At 52.4% G+C, this 16,533-nt stretch carries 14 protein-coding genes; all 14 read left to right on the top strand.

Annotation, left to right across the window (positions count from 1 at the left end; all coding sequences use genetic code 11):
• Positions 1-649 (top strand): polymorphic toxin type 44 domain-containing protein (locus J7J49_RS17045; protein ID WP_215094295.1); only part of this gene is annotated, 649 nt, incomplete at its 5' end.
• Positions 649-1,245: a hypothetical protein gene (locus J7J49_RS17040; protein ID WP_215094293.1), complete on the top strand. Its 597-nt coding sequence runs from the start codon at positions 649-651 to the stop codon at positions 1,243-1,245. The genes J7J49_RS17045 and J7J49_RS17040, both read left to right, overlap by 1 nt.
• Positions 1,246-1,472: 227 nt before the next feature.
• On the top strand, positions 1,473-2,030 hold the full coding sequence (locus tag J7J49_RS17035) for a hypothetical protein (protein ID WP_215094291.1): 558 nt from the start codon (positions 1,473-1,475) through the stop codon (positions 2,028-2,030).
• Positions 2,031-2,106: 76 nt separating this feature from the next.
• The gene (locus J7J49_RS17030) at positions 2,107-2,292 is read left to right on the top strand and encodes a DUF6402 family protein (RefSeq protein ID WP_215094289.1); all 186 of its coding nucleotides are present in this window, start codon (positions 2,107-2,109) and stop codon (positions 2,290-2,292) included.
• Position 2,293: 1 nt separating this feature from the next.
• Positions 2,294-2,863, top strand: coding sequence for a hypothetical protein (locus J7J49_RS17025; protein ID WP_215094288.1), 570 nt, complete (start codon positions 2,294-2,296; stop codon positions 2,861-2,863).
• Between the two features lie 363 nt (positions 2,864-3,226).
• Positions 3,227-4,633 carry a cytochrome ubiquinol oxidase subunit I gene (locus tag J7J49_RS17020; protein ID WP_215094286.1) on the top strand — a complete coding sequence of 469 codons (1,407 nt, stop codon included), beginning with the start codon at positions 3,227-3,229 and terminating at the stop codon, positions 4,631-4,633.
• Between the two features lie 17 nt (positions 4,634-4,650).
• Positions 4,651-5,001, top strand: a complete 351-nt coding sequence (locus J7J49_RS22860; protein ID WP_502793517.1) for a cytochrome d ubiquinol oxidase subunit II — start codon at positions 4,651-4,653, stop codon at positions 4,999-5,001.
• The gene (locus tag J7J49_RS17015; RefSeq protein WP_502793516.1) at positions 4,991-5,659 is read left to right on the top strand and encodes a cytochrome d ubiquinol oxidase subunit II; all 669 of its coding nucleotides are present in this window, start codon (positions 4,991-4,993) and stop codon (positions 5,657-5,659) included. Before J7J49_RS22860 ends, J7J49_RS17015 begins: the two co-directional genes overlap by 11 nt.
• A gap of 33 nt (positions 5,660-5,692) precedes the next feature.
• Positions 5,693-5,815 carry a DUF2474 family protein gene (locus J7J49_RS17010; protein ID WP_082116842.1) on the top strand — a complete coding sequence of 41 codons (123 nt, stop codon included), beginning with the start codon at positions 5,693-5,695 and terminating at the stop codon, positions 5,813-5,815.
• Positions 5,816-6,262: 447 nt separating this feature from the next.
• Positions 6,263-7,693 carry an SrfA family protein gene (locus J7J49_RS22570; protein ID WP_251048370.1) on the top strand — a complete coding sequence of 477 codons (1,431 nt, stop codon included), beginning with the start codon at positions 6,263-6,265 and terminating at the stop codon, positions 7,691-7,693.
• Between the two features lie 15 nt (positions 7,694-7,708).
• Entirely contained in the window at positions 7,709-10,762 is a 3,054-nt protein-coding gene (locus tag J7J49_RS17000; protein WP_215094284.1) for a virulence factor SrfB, read from the top strand.
• On the top strand, positions 10,759-13,500 hold the full coding sequence (locus J7J49_RS16995; protein WP_215094282.1) for a putative virulence factor: 2,742 nt from the start codon (positions 10,759-10,761) through the stop codon (positions 13,498-13,500). The genes J7J49_RS17000 and J7J49_RS16995 overlap by 4 nt, the downstream gene beginning before the upstream one ends.
• Positions 13,493-14,572 carry a hypothetical protein gene (locus J7J49_RS16990; protein WP_215094280.1) on the top strand — a complete coding sequence of 360 codons (1,080 nt, stop codon included), beginning with the start codon at positions 13,493-13,495 and terminating at the stop codon, positions 14,570-14,572. The genes J7J49_RS16995 and J7J49_RS16990 overlap by 8 nt, the downstream gene beginning before the upstream one ends.
• Entirely contained in the window at positions 14,569-16,530 is a 1,962-nt protein-coding gene (locus J7J49_RS16985; RefSeq protein WP_064235524.1) for a vWA domain-containing protein, read from the top strand. Before J7J49_RS16990 ends, J7J49_RS16985 begins: the two co-directional genes overlap by 4 nt.
• The last annotated feature ends 3 nt before the right edge of the window (positions 16,531-16,533 follow it).

Here is a 16,533-nt window from a genome sequence, read left to right as displayed (position 1 = left end):
CGAGTCGCTAAACAGTGCTCAGCGTCTTGCCCGAAATATGGCAAGGCCGAAGTTTATGCAAACCGAACGACATGCCCGCCGAGCGGCACTTGCTAGTTGGGCTTGGCTCACAATGCCTGGTGGCGTGTGGGATCACAAACCATATTTTCACAAAGGTGGGGAGAAGTATGAAGAATTTGCAACCGCAGGATTCACTGCTAATCAATGGCATCATAAATACCAAGGCTATGAGTATTTTTATGATATCTGGTCCAATATTCACTACGGTTACGTTGGTCGCTACATCGGCTTTTCTGAAGATGCTTTATTGGACGGTGCTGGCCTCGCTCAGTACGCAAGCGATGCCGCAGAATTTAAATGGCCAGTAAACCGGAGCGAGACTAACGGCGAAGGGCTTAGACGCTTTGATGATGTTACCGACTACCTGTCTGTTCGTTTAGGCATCTCGCTGTTTGAGCGCTTTACCCCACAGCAGCTAACAGGCTCTCTGCTGATGAATGAAATTACTCAGGTTGATTACCCAATCGAAAGAGGTTCTAAAGTACAACATTCCTGCCAAGGGGTTAGATCTCGTTGTGAGCAGGATAATAATAAAGCAAATGAAAATTGTGAAGCTGAATTACAAGATAGTCTGAGAGCAGGTCGCTAATGCCCTTCTATCGCCGTAAAGCCGTCATCGTACCACTAGTTATCCTCAGTAGTTTTCTTGCCTGGCTAAGCTATTTATGGGCTGTTGAGAGCTACCGGCCAAGTCTAAATCAAACACAGGCCCTTACCGATATTGCTGATCGAGTCCATACCTTTATGCAAAAAAACAATCTAAGGAGCATCGGAATAAACAACGGGGTTGTGTTGCCAGAGTCACTACGAGATGAACCCTTAATCGATAGACTTTCCGCTGATATAGCGCATGCAAACAACCAGATAGAGCGTGTGTCATTTTCATATCGGTGTGAAGATAAATGCTATTTCACTGCCTATTTTTTTATAGATATACCGCCGACTGGAACTATTGGGCCTTATCGCTACTTTCAATATAACCCCAAAGGCCTTGAAGTGGTCAGCCCTGTATATCGCCCAAATAGGCTAACAGAGTATATGCAATATAACTGGTTTGGCTGGTATGAAGAGTTCGTCCCCTCTATTTCTGAAGCACTAAAAATAGAGGACAATGGATATGTATACTTCTTTTGCGAGCCTTTAGAACAAGAAAACTGGCATTTTTGTCGTGGCGAGTATGACTGATAGTTATAAGCTAGCACTATATCTTTCATAAAATTTGGGCAAGCGCGCTACCGTGCTTTATTTGAATAAGCGCGCCCGATCAACAAAAAACACATAAAAAGCCACAATATCGCCGAAAAATCGTCATCACCAAGTCTCTTACATCTAGGCAACTGAAACTTCGATGGTCACAGCCTGTAGCCCCCTGCCAGCGGGCACCGCCGCCATCACCGTACCAAGGCCCTAACATGAAGAAAGCCGCCCTCTTCGCGCTGGTTATCGCCTCGCTGCTCGCCCTGTTTTTTGGCTGGAGCCTATACAAAACAATCAACGCCCCCGCCAGGACACAAGTCGTCAGCCCACAAGGCGGCTACCTGATCGAGTCCGTGACGGTTTTTGACCCCCTGGAGATTTTAAGCGGCCTTCTTGTTCCCTTTTCAGAATGGGGCCAGATGTCGTACCTGCGCATCATCGACCGCCAGGATCCGTCGAAGGTTTACCGCACCCCGATGTTTGCCACTTCGTATACAGATTTTTCACGTAAATCGGAGGATGGTCAGTACCTGAAACCAATAGTCTGGGTACGATTCGACAAGCATGAGCAGCGCTTCATAGTAGGCATGCCAAGCTGGCGCCCGAACTGGCGCAATATCTTTATCAGCAACACACCTTACGAGGCGGGAGGGAATGGCACGCCTTGCATGGAGCGACTCTCTCCGGAGGAGCGCGCTTCAGGATTCGGGGGGAAATGGCTGAGTCGCCTGAGAGCGTTTACGATGGTGACGCCGTGTTCAGACAGCGACTAGGCAACTGGAAGCCATCGCCCACAGTAATGGCGTCGATGCGCTGTCCACCAGCATCTTACACCAGTCAATGTTCGGTATGAGCCAGGAGAATGAAAGACGCTATATGGATGAGCAGAGCAAACGCTATATGCTTGTGCTGAACAGCCATTTCGCGGCCTACCGAGACAAGTACCAGAGGGGCGGCGACTTTCGCATCTATTCAGACCTGTTGCGCGAGCCCCTACCCGCGGGCACCGCCGCCATCACCGTACCAAGGCCCTAACATGAAGAAAGCCGCCCTCTCCGCGCTGGTTATCGCCTCGCTGCTCGCCCTGCTTTTTGGCTGGAGCCTTTACAAAACAATCAACGCCCCCGCCAGGACTCAAGTCGTCAGCCCACAAGGCGACTACCTGATCGAGTCCGTGACGGTTTTTGACCCCCTGGAGATTTTAAGCGGCCTCCTGGCTCACTTTTCAGCCCCCTTTTCAGAATCGAGCGGGATGTCGTACCTGCGCATCATCGACCGTCAGAATCCATCGAAGGTGTACCGCACTCCGATGTTTAGCACCCGGAATTCGGATTTTCGATTTCCATCAGAGGATAGTCAGTACTTGGACGCAGTGGTCTTCGTCCGATTCGACAAGCATGAGCAGCGCTTCATTGTGGGCATGCCAAGCTGGCGCCCGAGCTGGCGCAACATCTTTATCAGCAACACGCCCTATGAGGCAGGGGGGAATGGCACGCCTTGCATGGAGCGACTCTCTCCGGAGGAGCGTGCCTTAGGATTCGGGGGGAAATGGCTGAGTCACCTCAGAGCGTTCACAATGGTGACGCCGTGTTCAGCCAACCGCTAGGCTGGCTGGAACTTCGATGGGCTAGCACCCAGTCTGCTGGATACTAAGCCGCCTTGTTGGAATAACAGAACTCCCCCTAAGCGCCAAAATCGCATAAAGCAAAGTTAGCTTATTGACCAGGTCGGGCTTGAAGTTCGGCATGCTGACCACTCCTCGTCCGTTTTAACGATCTCACCAAGACCAAGATGTTGCCGGTTTTTTACAGCATCAGCGCTGACCGCATAGCAACTGATATGGTTTTTTAATAAAAAGCTGATCCTGTTATGCAACACAGCAATCGATAGACTATTCCGATGAAGTCACACAGTGGCTATACCGGCCCACTCTTTAGTTAAGACAGTGGCTGTCATCGGAGGAAGCGCCATGCTCGGAATTGAGGCCATTGATCTGGCCAGGGTGCAGTTTGCCTTTACTATTTCCTTTCACATCATTTTTCCCGCCATCACCATTGGCTTAGCCAGCTATCTGGCCGTGCTGGAAGGGCTATGGTTAAAGACCCAGCGGGATACCTATCGCCACCTTTACCACTTCTGGTCAAAAATCTTTGCCGTCAACTTTGCCATGGGCGTGGTCTCGGGCATTGTGATGGCCTACCAATTTGGTACTCACTGGAGCGGGTTTTCCGCCTTTGCGGGCAGCGTCACGGGGCCACTACTCACCTACGAAGTGCTCACCGCCTTCTTCCTGGAAGCCGGCTTTTTAGGGGTGATGCTATTTGGCTGGGAGCGCGTCGGCCGAGGCCTGCACTTTTTTGCTACCTGCATGGTCGCACTCGGCACGCTCGTATCGATGTTTTGGATCCTCTCCTCCAACAGCTGGATGCAGACCCCGCAAGGCCACGAGATCATCGATGGCGTGGTGATTCCCGTTGATTGGATGAAGATTGTCTTCAATCCCTCTTTCCCTTACCGACTGGCCCATATGGCGCTGGCGGCTTTTTTAAGCACAGCACTGTTTGTCGCGGCCTCTGCCGCGTGGCTATTGCTACGAGGCAAACAGTCGCCTGAAGTTCGCACTATGCTCTCCATGGCGCTGATCATGCTGGCGATAACCGCGCCGCTTCAGGCCGTGGTGGGTGACTTTCATGGTCTGAATACGCTGGAACACCAGCCCGCCAAGATCGCCGCTATCGAAGGGCACTGGGATAACAGCAGCGGCGAACCCACCCCGCTGATCCTGTTCGGCTGGCCCGATATGGCGGGCGAAGAGACTCGCTTCAAAGTGGAGATTCCCGTACTGGGCAGCCTGCTGTTAAAGCACAGTTTGACCGAGCAAATCCCTGCCCTTAAGGAGTTCGCCCCGGAAGACCGTCCCAATTCGACTATCGTGTTCTGGAGCTTTCGGTTAATGGTCGGGCTTGGGGTGTTAATGATCTTACTTGCCATCGTGGGCAACACCCTGCGCGTCAAAGGGCGGCTATACGAATCTCGCCGCTTTCTACTGTTCACGTTAGGCATGGGGCCAGCGGGGCTAGTGGCCTTGCTGGCAGGATGGTTTACCACCGAAGTAGGCCGTCAACCCTGGGTGGTTTACGGGTTATTAAGAACCGCCGATGCAGCCTCCGCGCACAGCGCTGTCCACCTAAGTATTAGTTTGAGTGTTTTTGTGGTGGTGTATTTGGCTGTCTTCGGGACCGGCGTTATCTACATGATGCGCTTGGTCAATAAAGGGCCGAGTGATCCTTCCTCGCCTGCCTTAGGTGGCCCTGGCCATCAACGCACGCCTGCCCGCCCTCTCTCGGCGGCTAACGAATCGCTGACGACTCACTAAAGGATAGGGGGTGCACCATGGGAATCGATCTATCGCTCACCTGGGCCATTATCATTATGTTTGGCGTAATGATGTATGTGGTCATGGATGGCTTTGACTTAGGCATTGGCCTGCTTTTTCTACGCGTTCATGACGAGCAGGAACGCGACATTATGATGAACACCGTTGCCCCCGTGTGGGACGGCAACGAAACCTGGCTGGTATTAGGCGGCGCAGGACTATTCGCCGCCTTCCCACTCGCCTACGCCGTCGTGTTGGAAGCGCTGGCGATTCCACTCATCGTGATGCTGTTAGGGCTTATTTTTCGTGGCGTCGCCTTTGAGTTTCGCTTCAAAGCCTCCCCCCCAGCGACGCCATGTGTGGGATAAAGCCTTTATTGGCGGCTCGCTGATGGCGACCGCGGCACAAGGGGTTGCCTTGGGCGGCTATATTCAGGGTATCGCTTTCGATGGCGCTCATTTCAGCGGTGGCTCGTTAGACTGGCTAACGCCTTTCTCGCTGTTTTGCGGCATTGGCCTGCTGTTTGCCTATGCACTACTGGGCAGCACCTGGCTGATTATGAAAACCGACGGTGCCCTGCAACAACGCATGTATCGGATCACTAAGCCGCTGATGCTCGGGCTGCTGGGAATGATCGCTTTCGTCAGCATATGGACGCCGCTGGCCTACCCGAACATTGCAGAACGCTGGTTTTCCCTGCCTAATCTGCTGTGGTTCGTACCGGTACCGCTGTTAGTGGCGCTGACCGGCTGGTGGCTATGGCGCGCTATCACCTTTCAAGACAACGCGCTGCCGTTTGTGCTGGTACTGGCGCTGGTCTTTCTAGGCTACAGCGGTCTGGGCATTAGCCTGTGGCCGACGATTATCCCGCCTGATGCGTCCATCTGGCAGGTCGCCGCCCCCGCCCAAAGCCAGGGCTTTGCCTTAGTAGGCACGCTGTTTATCTTACCGATTATCTTGATGTACACCGCCTGGAGCTACTATGTCTTCCGCGGCAAGGTGAAACCTGGCGATGCTTATCATTAACCCCTTTCGCCACCCGTATTGAGGAGCAAGACAATGAAACCTCTCGCCAAGCGCCTGGGCTGGTTAGTCACTATCTGGCTTTCGAGTGTGGGTGTTCTATTGCTGATTTCGTTGGGGCTTAAGTTTGTGATGGGAATGGCTGGATTGACTAGTTAAAACGCTCAACCCAAGAAGAGGCGTAATTCGGCTTTGATGGGCTCGGTGATATGGCGTGGGTGTTGATTTGCTTATCTAAACAAACTTGTGCAACCAGTCCTTCCATTAATCCACTCTGGATAATCTGTCTGAGCGTTCTGATCTGCAAATCTATTGAGCGTAAATTTTTCGGCGACACGGGAGAAGTGCTGATTAGCTGCCCAATGACATTCCTTAAGAGGTTACTTCTATTCAATACCCTAACTTAGCTTTTTTTACTAAATTAACCTTGTTAAGATAGCTAGAAAACTAGGCACACTGATTAAAATTTGCTAGGGAACGCTGGACTTGTACTCACTCCATCTCGCGTGCAACGCACGCCCTGCCCTTGCTTTATTGAACTCGCTGTTTTGACACTGGCTCACCTGAGCCAGTTATAAAATGGTTCTATCGAAGTAAGGTTCAGAAATGACATCCCTTTTGTTGCATAGCGGTAAGACAGAGCAGTATCGCGCACTAGGCGAAACGGGTCAGCCGATCTATCACTCCGCTCTACAATTACGCAAAGCCATTGCCCGCCGATTGAAAGGCCGGGAGCGTCACCTAGCAATCCCACAACGTGACCAGCAAGGCGAGGGTGTAGACTGGTACAGTGGAATAACAGGCGACGTAGTGCCTTGGAGAAGCGCGACCGAAAGCGAAAAAGAAGATGCGCGCCTTCAGCTAGAGTCCTTTAGAAAAGAGATCCAAGCGGTTGAAATACCCGATGAAGGACAAGGCGGCGACCGTGAAGTCTTTGCCCGTTTGCTCAAATGGGTTTGCCATTTTCCAGATGATAACTTCGTTTACTTAGTTAATGGTACACCGGTGCTCACTTTCTGGGGTTTTACACACCCGGAAACCGACCGACATGCCAACCCACTTCAGTGCCTTTATCCTGAAGCCATACCGGAGCCTTCATCGCCGATTGCTTCCACCCCTAAATCACTAGCAGCCCCAACGCCGCTCGCTGAAACGATGATAGTTGAAGAAACAAAGCGCCCCTGGTGGCGTCGCATGTGGTGGCTGCTACCTCTCCTGTTGCTTCTTCTAGGGTTGCTTTTGTTTTTTGGCTTAAAGGCCTGCTCTACTTCAAATACTGGGATAAATTTGCCATCCGGTAAAGTGCCCGAACTGTCGTCTTCTCAGCCGGTGTGGAAGGGGTGGGATGTATGGCCTTTTAAGGTAGAGTCCAGGGACATTGCATTGCGCGATGGAACCATAGGGTTGAATGGTGATTTGGATCTGCCAGCGTTCAGAAGCAGACTAGGAGCGCTAGATTGGGCGCTCCCCACTACTGGCCTCCCAACCACAGGCCTCCCTAATATCGGCCTGCCTGATGCTAACAATACTTTGAACTTACCCGGCACATCACTTCCTACCGGTGAGTTGCCCGAAATAAGCGAATTGCCGCAAGGAACGGCACCACAAGAACCTGTCGCAGTGGAGCCGGGAAGCCCTGATACCATTGCGCCTCCCGAGCTGGAGCCACTAAGCCTGCCCGCCGACTCTCCGGACGGTGCCGCAGAGTTTCTCAACGGTAACTGGCGCGGTGCTGGCGTAATGGATAGCCAAAGCGGCCGCCCGCTTCAGGTAAGGTATGTATTTGATCAGGGTGAAGGTCAAATGCAAATCCGTCGCGGTGGTGCTAACGGCATGGTTTGTATTGGCCCTGTGGCCGCCACGATGCAAGGCGGTGAGCTACAAGTTGAGGCCCAAGAACATGCTCGCTGTGAGGACGGTAGCAACTACGAGATGCCGCGAGTGGAGTGTCGTCAAGACAGTGGCGAAATAGCTGACTGTGCAGCCAGCTACGATGACGAGCCTTTTCCCATGCAGCTGCAGAAAGCCAGCGAATAGGACGGTGAATGCACTATGTTGCCTGAGATAATTAATTTTGAAGAGGTGGTCACTCTAGTCAGCCACTCCGGTGTTCAATTCATCGATTTTGGTTTAACACTGGACCCACGTAAAGAGCCGGCTGGGGAATTTATGTACCTAGCCACCGCTGACAAGATGCTGGCTCGCCTGCTGGTTAACGAAGAGGATGGCTCTCTTTTTCACGAAGTAGAGCCTGGTAAGTTTGAAACAGTCAAACAACCGCAATTCGATATGGCGATGGCAACCAGCCTTGAGCAACTGAACGCCACTTGGCTTCCGCTCCCATTCTTCCGTTTTCGCCCGCCAAGCAAGTTTGATGAAGGTCCCGCTAACTGGGCACGTATGCGCCTTATTGCCCTTGATGAGCCAGATATTGATGGCCACACCCACCGTCTGACGCTGGCGTTTGATACACAAACACTTCCACGTCGCGACAATACGGCTTACCTGTGCCCTACCAATGACGATGTAAACTCTGGCACTAACTTCCGCTTAGCCACTAGCACATCCAATATGCGCTGGTTTCTTGATCAGTCTTGGGTCAAGGAGTGGCTTGAGGAGCTTTTTCGCGAAGCCAACCCTAAGCTCGACAGCCAAGAAATGCGTGAAGGGCTAGACGAATGCCAGCACTTAGCACACTACCTTAACGTGCTCAGTTTGCTGCGGCGGCCAATTGAAGAAGAGCATAAAAAGCAAGATCCGTATGTTGAGATCCCTGATATAAAAGTGATTTCTCAACAGGAAGGCGTGATCCCTGTTGACTTAGTACTGGATGTAGGCAATTCGCGCACATGCGGCATCCTGGTCGAAGACCACGGTCAATCAGGCATGGGCTTGAAGCATAACTACGTGCTGGAGTTACGTGACCTCGTTGATCCTGAACGTGTCTATCGAGAACCTTTTGAAAGCCGGATCGAGTTTTCACAAACCTTCTTTGGCAAAGATCATTTATCAGTCAAAAGTGGCCGCCACGATGCTTTCCAATGGCCAACAATTGCACGAGTCGGTGTTGAAGCTGGCCGTTTAGCGGGGCGCAGGCGAGGTACCGAAGGCTCTACAGGACTCTCAAGTCCTAAGCGCTATTTGTGGGATGATGACACCTACCGCCATGGCTGGCGTTTTAACAGCGCCTATGTGCGCACTGATACCGAACCCCATGCCACAGCCGCCCCATTCTCTCACCTAATCAATGAGTTGGGCGATGCCCTCTACACGCTGAATGAAGAGGATCAGCTACCGGTTTTCAAACCTCACTATTCGCGTAGCTCATTGATGACGTTTATGCTGGCAGAGGTGTTAGCTCAAGCGCTGATGCAAATAAATAGCGCAGCACAGCGCGTTCGCCAAGGCCACACGAACCGTGCTCGACATCTGCGTTCCATTACACTCACTGTCCCGCCAGCCTTGCCTCAAGCAGAACGAAGCCTGTTTGTGTCCCGCTTAGAGCAAGCAGTAGCGCTCATCTGGAAAAGCCTGGGCTGGCATGAAGATGAAGAAGAGAGCAACCCCTTTGAGGCCAGCGATGACGGTACGCTGCGTGTACCGATGCCACGTTTACGCGTGGAGTGGGATGAAGCTTCCTGCGGGCAGTTGGTGTACCTTTATACCGAAATAAAAGAGAACTTTGCTGGCCATCCTGAGGAGTTTTTCGCGACCCTTGCCCGCCCCGACAAGACGGATCGCGAGCGGATCACTCTAGCGACGATTGATATTGGCGGCGGCACAACCGATTTGGTCATTACTGACTACTATCTTGATCGTAATGGCGCTGCTAGCGGCGGCAGCAATGTCTTCGTGGTACCTGAGCAGCGTTTTCGCGACGGTTTTCGTGTAGCAGGCGATGATATTCTACTGGATGTTATTCAGCTGTTTATCCTTCCAAGCCTCGAGGCGGCACTCAAGGAAGCAGGGGTCACTTCAGCTGATGCCATGATGTCACGGCTATGTGGTCAGGAAGGGGCAAACGCTCAGGATCAAGTGCTTCGTCAACAGCTCAACCTTCAAGTATTTACCCCTCTCGGGCTAGCACTGCTTGAATCCTATGAAACCTTCGACCCTGAAAAGCCTACAGGGCCTACGACTCTTACCTACGGCGAACGCCTGGGCGAGCAAGCAGTGAGTGATTCGGTACATCGCTACGTAAACAATGCGCTGCGCCGTGAGCTTGGTCTTGATATCACTTTTAACTTGATGAGTATTCCTCTCACGTTCAATTTATTGGAAGTTCACCACGCCTTTATAAAAGATCGTTTTAATATCTGCAAAACACTCGCCTCTCTGTGTGAAGTGGTCTTTCAGTATCAGTGCGATAACCTATTGCTCACGGGCAGGCCTTCACGTTTACCAGGTATCCAAGCATACCTGCGCAAATTATTGCCCCTTCCCCCTGGGCGCATTTTGCCAATGCAAGGGTACCGCACGGGCAGTTGGTATCCTTTCCATCGCAATGGGCGCATAGATGATCCAAAGAGCACTGCTTCCGTAGGCGCTATGCTTTGCCTGCTGTGCGCTCAGCGCAACCTCTCTAACTTCTTTTTCAATGCAGCGGCGTTACGGCCCTACTCAACCATTCGCCATATCGGCCTGATCGATAACAACAATACGATCCCTCACACGGATGTGACTTACCGCGACATCACGACTACTGAAAATGGCACCACCATTACGCTGGATAATGAAGGTGTAGTGGAACCTCCCACTATCGAAATGCGCGGACCGTTAAGGATTGGTTTCCGCCAGCTAAGTGCACAGCGCTGGACAGCATCACCTCTCTACACCCTGGACTTTACTGCGACAGGCGCCGAAAAGCTGGCTAAGGCGGAAGCCAAAACTGGCCAAGCACCAGTGTTGAAAGTGAGATTAGATGTCGATGAACGCGCTGGGAAAGGAAGTTTAATCAGCGATCGCCTGAAGATCGTCAGCGTTGATACTGATGGAGAAAGCAGTTTTAGCCCGCGTGACCTCAAGCTACAGCTCAATACCCTTAATGATGCCGGGCTGGGAGATACCAACTACTGGCTGGATAGCGGGAGCGTGAAGCGCATATGAACCAGGTGACCCAAGAACAGTTAACACCAGAGCAACAACGACTCAGCGAAAGCTGGAAAGCTTTTCACGTGGGGGCTGGCGCAGCCATTGAATGGATTGAAGAAGTCCGCGATAGCGCACCAAGCCTTGATAGTGAAGCTGACAACCTTGAGCTGGCTCTCTATCGCTCCCGAAACCTGGCACAGAGTTTGTCAAAAGCGGCAACTACGCCGATGACCGTGGGGTTTTTTGGCCTCTCACAGGCAGGTAAGTCCTATCTAATTTCAGCCTTAGCGGCGGGGAAAAACGGTAAGTTAGAAACCCGCTATGGCAATTCCCGCCTAGACTTTATTGAACATGTAAACCCGGTAGGAGGAGGCAAAGAAGCAACGGGATTAGTCACGCGCTTTAGCCGTGCATCCACCTCTTCAGGCTCCGATGAGTTCCCAGTTGAGCTCAAACTGTTTAATGAGGTAGAAGTAGCGAAAGTACTGGCAAATGCCTGGTTCAACGACTTCGACCACGAGCGTGAAGATGTTTATGAAATCGATGAAAGCAAGATAGCCAGTATCCTATCGCCTCACGAAGGTAAGTTGGGTCAGGAGTCTCAGCTCGGCGTAACGCCGGAAAACGTTGTAGAGCTATGGGACTATCTACAAGCAAGCTTTCCGAAGTCAGTCAGCAAGCTCAATGCTAGATACTGGCCCCAAGTGGTCAGACTCGCACCAACGCTCAGTAGCCATCAACGAGCAGACCTGTTCTCTATTCTATGGGGCGAGCAACCCGAGCTAACCAACCTCTATCGCCAGCTAGCCCAGACACTGGGCTCCCTAGGGCATGCAACTCGTGTTTTTGCGCCACTCCGTTGCTTAGTGGTTAATGATGGCGATGGTTTTAGCCAGCGCGACAGCATTATGAATGTCGACATTCTTGAACGTCTAGGAACCGCGCAAGACCAGCAGCTTAATGTTTGCCCAGCCACAGGTGATGCACTTGGAGCGCCCGTCAACTTGCCAGTAGCTCAGCTTGCAGCACTCACAGCCGAGCTGACGTTTCCTCTGGTTGAACCCACCCGCGATCCAAGAGTAGAAAAAGTTGACCTTCTAGATTTCCCTGGTTACCGAGGCCGACTGAGCCTGCGTAATATCGGCGAAGCGGGCAGCCAGGAAGGGCTCTCCCAGCTACTCTTGCGCGGCAAAGTCGCATACCTATTCGAGCGTTACACCGATAGCCAAGAAATGAATGGCCTAGTGGTATGCACTAGCTCCGACAAGCAGAGCGATGTGACCAGTGTCGGCCCCGTTCTAACCCGCTGGATAGAAAAAACACAAGGGGCCACGGCGGCAGAGCGTGGTCAACGTGACCCAGGATTAATCTGGGCGCTCACCATGTTTGATAAGCGTATCTCGGGTGCCTTGCAGCAAACTGAAAGTCAGCTACGCGAAGGGTGGGAAGGCCTGGTCAAGATGACCATGCTTGAACGCTTTGGAAGCTTTGAATGGATGCAGCAGTGGGCACCCGATAAGGCCTTTGACAATACATTTCTGGTTAGAAAGCCGCGGCTCCCCGTGCCTTTTTTGGTCAGTAAAGAGGGTTGTGAAATTGCCATCGAAGATGATGCACGTGATGCCTTAACCAGCATGCAAAGCACCTTCGTTGCTAGCCAAACCGTGCAACGCCACGTAAACCAACCCGCCGACGCTTGGGATGCCATGCTCGCCCTCGATGATGGCGGCATGGCGCGTATTGGAGACTACCTAGGACGAATCGCGGGCCTAGAGTACAAGCTAGGACGCATCGAAAGCCAGCTCAAGGATAGCTACCGCACCTTAATCACCGATCGTTTAGCGCGATGGCATTTTGGCGACACTGGCGGTGAAGTGGCTGAAAAACGCGACATTGCGAGCCGTTTCTGGAAGGAGCTGCAAACGCGCCTGTATTCGATGGGGGAGCTGCAACACAACCTTGAACTCTCTGACGAGCTAGTGCGTGACCTCTACTTAAGCGACAGTGAAGACAGCCTGTCAATAGAAGCAGGAGGTGATAACAACATAACTGCCAATGATGGTGGGTTATATGGCAGCAGTGGCTTCGGACTAGAGAGCGGTTTTGGTGAAATGCCCTTCGGTGATAGCCAGGGGGCGACATCAGACACTCCGGCCATCGCTTCGCAAGCCCCCATTCTGCAAAGCGCTGATCACCGCTTTGCCCGAGCTATATACAACGCATGGGTTGGACATGTACGCGAGCTTCCCCAGCGTCAGGGGTTACTCAGCATGCTTGGGCTTGATCGTGAACTGGTTAAGCTATTGGCGGATGAGCTCATCACTGCCTCTAGCCGACTCAAAGTACAAGACAAATTACACGAAGCATTATTACAGCGCATACAAAGTGGAGCCCGTCGGGATCGCCTAGTAGCGCGTCAGGTACTCGCCGCCCAACTGGTGCTGCGTGACTTTATTGCCTGGCTGGGCTTCCACTACGTTCCCGTGGAGCAACGCCCGAACAGCTTCGTTGGCGCCAAAACGCATCTGTTCGGCTACGAGCGCCTCTCTATCCCTAAAGGCGACCTCCCCCAATTGCCTGAACAACCGGTCAATCAAGCCATGGTTTATCTTGGGGACTGGTTATCAGGGCTTTGTCTAATGACCCAAGAGAATGCTGGTCACAGCGGTGGGCGTGAAATCACCATCGAACAAAACGAGCGGCTCGGCGAGGTGTTGGGGCTGTTCTCTGCAAAGGAGAAGGAGCATGCGTAAAATCGAGCTCCGCCCACTTTCTACCCCCAAACCAGGTTACGGGCAGCTAGTGATTATTGGTGGCAATGCTACCGGCGCGGGGATGTCCGTAGACATTCAGCGCAATCAGGATGAGCACTTCTTACAAGATAATGGCCGATGGGGAAGTCACCCTTTCAAATTTGAACTGCCTGCCCTGCAAACCGATAGCGATGGCAACCAGACGGCGGTTGTGGACAAGCAGATCGTCGACCCACTGCTGGAAAACCCCCATGCCACCAATATGGTCAGATTTTACGGGCCAGATGGGGCTGAGCTGGGGAGAGCGCGTATAAAAATCGCTCGCGACCTGATCTCTTCTGGTGCCAGTGGCAATACACCATCTTTGGTGGCAGGTGCTGCCTTAAACACTTCACCTGAGCCGCCCCCCGCTCAACCAATTCCTGAGCCTGCGCTCGTCGAGCCTGAAATAACAGCGGCGCCACCCGAGCCCCCTAAGGAAACGAAAAGTGGTGGTCGGCGCTGGCTGTGGGTAGCGCTAGCGGCTCTATTGCTACTCATTATCTTGGCCGCTGCCGCATGGTTCGCTTTGTCAATGCGTCACGACGAGCCCAATGAGAGTGAAGCAATACAAGAAGAGCCTTTACTAGAAGAAGAGCCTTCCGAGCCAGAAGAGGAAGCTGAAAACGAGGCCGCTACGGAAGACAGTAGCCCTCAGCTCGCTGATCCCGATGCTGGAGAAGACACAGCGTTGTGTTCTTTGCAGCGAATGAATGAGCAAAGCGAACTAGAATTTATCCAAGCCTGCACTGCTGCCGACAGCGATACGTCAGCAATGATAGACGTGATTGGGGAAGCCCTTGCCAATGAGCACTGCGGCATCGCACGCCGACTCTATGCTAATGAGGCGCTCAACGGTGATATCGAAGCAGCCATTGGATATGCCCGTCAATTTGATCCTGAGCAACATTCTCCAAGTGCCTGCTTCCCCGAGCCAGACACCGAAACGGCTATTTTCTGGTACGAGACGGCACAAGGCATTGATGCTGATAATACTGAAGCCAACCAGCGGCTTGAGGCGCTTCAACAATGACGTTACGCGCAGCATTACTCACCCTGACGATAAGTCTGCCTATCGTCACAGCGCCTCTCGTTTTCGCTGACCAACGCCCTTTATTACAAGAGGGCAAAGAAACCCTTTTCCAGCGGATACTGACCACACCCGGCTGTCATCTTACTCAGCAAGCTGGTGCAGCTGACGGAGATATTCAGCCTGTTTTTAGCCGCTTTTATGTCTACCAACGCAGCCAAGAAAACAACGAAAACTGGCTAGAAGTAGGACCCGACAGCTACGGCGGCACCATCGGTTGGCTGCCCGAGTCCTGTACCGTCGACTGGAAAATGCAGCTTACGCTGTCATTCACCAGCCCAGCCAATCGTGAGCGCCTAATGTTCTTCGAAGAGCAGGATGGATTGACGAAGATATTGGATGACTTCGAACCCTCCGGCCAAGTGGCGCCCTTGCGCGCTAAACTGCTCAGAGATGGGGAAGCCCCCGGTATTGTGGCGCAGGAGCCTGAATACTTTGTCGACCTTCACGAGCAGTTTTATTTGCTGCCGATTCTTGAGGGTGAAGAAATCATGACCGAAGCGGGCTTTATGACGCGCTTACTGCGTGTTGCATCGGTTAGTGAAGCCATTGAAGAAGGACAGCAAGAGCAGCAGGATCTTTCCGCACAGCTACGCGAGTTTAATGCTGGTGTGGTATTTGTTATCGATTCAACTGCGTCAATGGGCCCTTACATTGAACGAACCCGAGAAGCCGTTGGGCGCATATATCAACGAATAGAGGATCAAAACTTAACAGACCAAGTAAAATTTGGCTTGGTGTCATACCGCGATAGCATAGAGGCTGCACCGGAAGTTGAGTACGTCACTCGTATGTTTGCTGACCCTAATAACGTCGAAAGTGGAAGCGATTTTATGGCCAGTGTCGCCGACCTTAGCGAAGCACAGGCGTCTACCGTTGGCTGGGAAGAAGATGCTTTTGCTGGCGTTATGCAAGCAGTAGAAGATATCGAGTGGAGCAACTTTGGCGCGCGCTATATCGTATTGATCACCGATGCGAGTGCGATTGAAGGAGACAGCGAGCGCTCTTCTACAGGCTTTAATGCGGATCAAGTTCGCTTAGAGGCTGGCCGCCAAGGTATCGCCGTGTATACCTTACATTTAAAGACACCCGCCGGCGAAAATAACGGCGACCATGCCAGAGCCGAAGCCCAGTATAGCAACCTATCCACTTTCGCGGGAACGGGTACCTCCCTGTATTACCCGGTCAATACGGGTGATGTGGAGCTATTTGGTCAGCGAGTTGATGCGTTAGCCTCGGCGATTACCGACCAGGTTCAAGCAGCCTACCTAGGTGATGAGGCTATCGGCAGCGCGTTAAATGCAGATGAGCCTGATGATCCAGGCGAGCAGCGTCTAGTGAATGATCTTGAGGTGATTGGTCACGCCATGCGGCTGGCCTATCTTGGTCAGGTCACCGGTAGCCAAGCTCCTCCGGTGTTCGAAGCATGGATCAGCGATCGCGATCTTATTGCCCAGAATATACCCACCACTGAAGTACGTGTGCTGCTGACAAAAGGGCAGCTCAGCGATCTTAGCGACGTCGTTAGTGAGATTCTTAATTCTGCCAATGCCGGCCTTATCTCACCCACGGATATGTTCGAGCGGCTACGCTCTGTCGCCGCCGCTATGGGCGCTGACCCCAGCCAGTTACAACAAAGTGAAGGGCAGCACCTAGGTGAACTTGGGTTGCTGGGAGAGTATCTCGAAGACTTGCCCTATCAAAGTGAAGTACTCAATCTCGATGAGGAGACCTGGCTTAGCTGGGATGGCCTTCAGCAGGAACGCTTCATAAGGCGCTTGGCAACCAAACTACGCCATTACCAGCGTTATAACGAAGATGTTGATCGCTGGGTCTCATTAGCAGAAGGCGCTGATCCACGCGACGATGTTTACCCCATTCCTATTGAAATGATGCCCTGAGCT

It is taken from the genome of Halomonas sp. ISL-56 (assembly GCF_018612805.1).
Taxonomy (GTDB): Bacteria; Pseudomonadota; Gammaproteobacteria; order Pseudomonadales; family Halomonadaceae; genus Vreelandella.
Note: the sequence above shows the minus strand (reverse complement) of the source record. Positions and strands in the feature narration are given on the sequence as shown.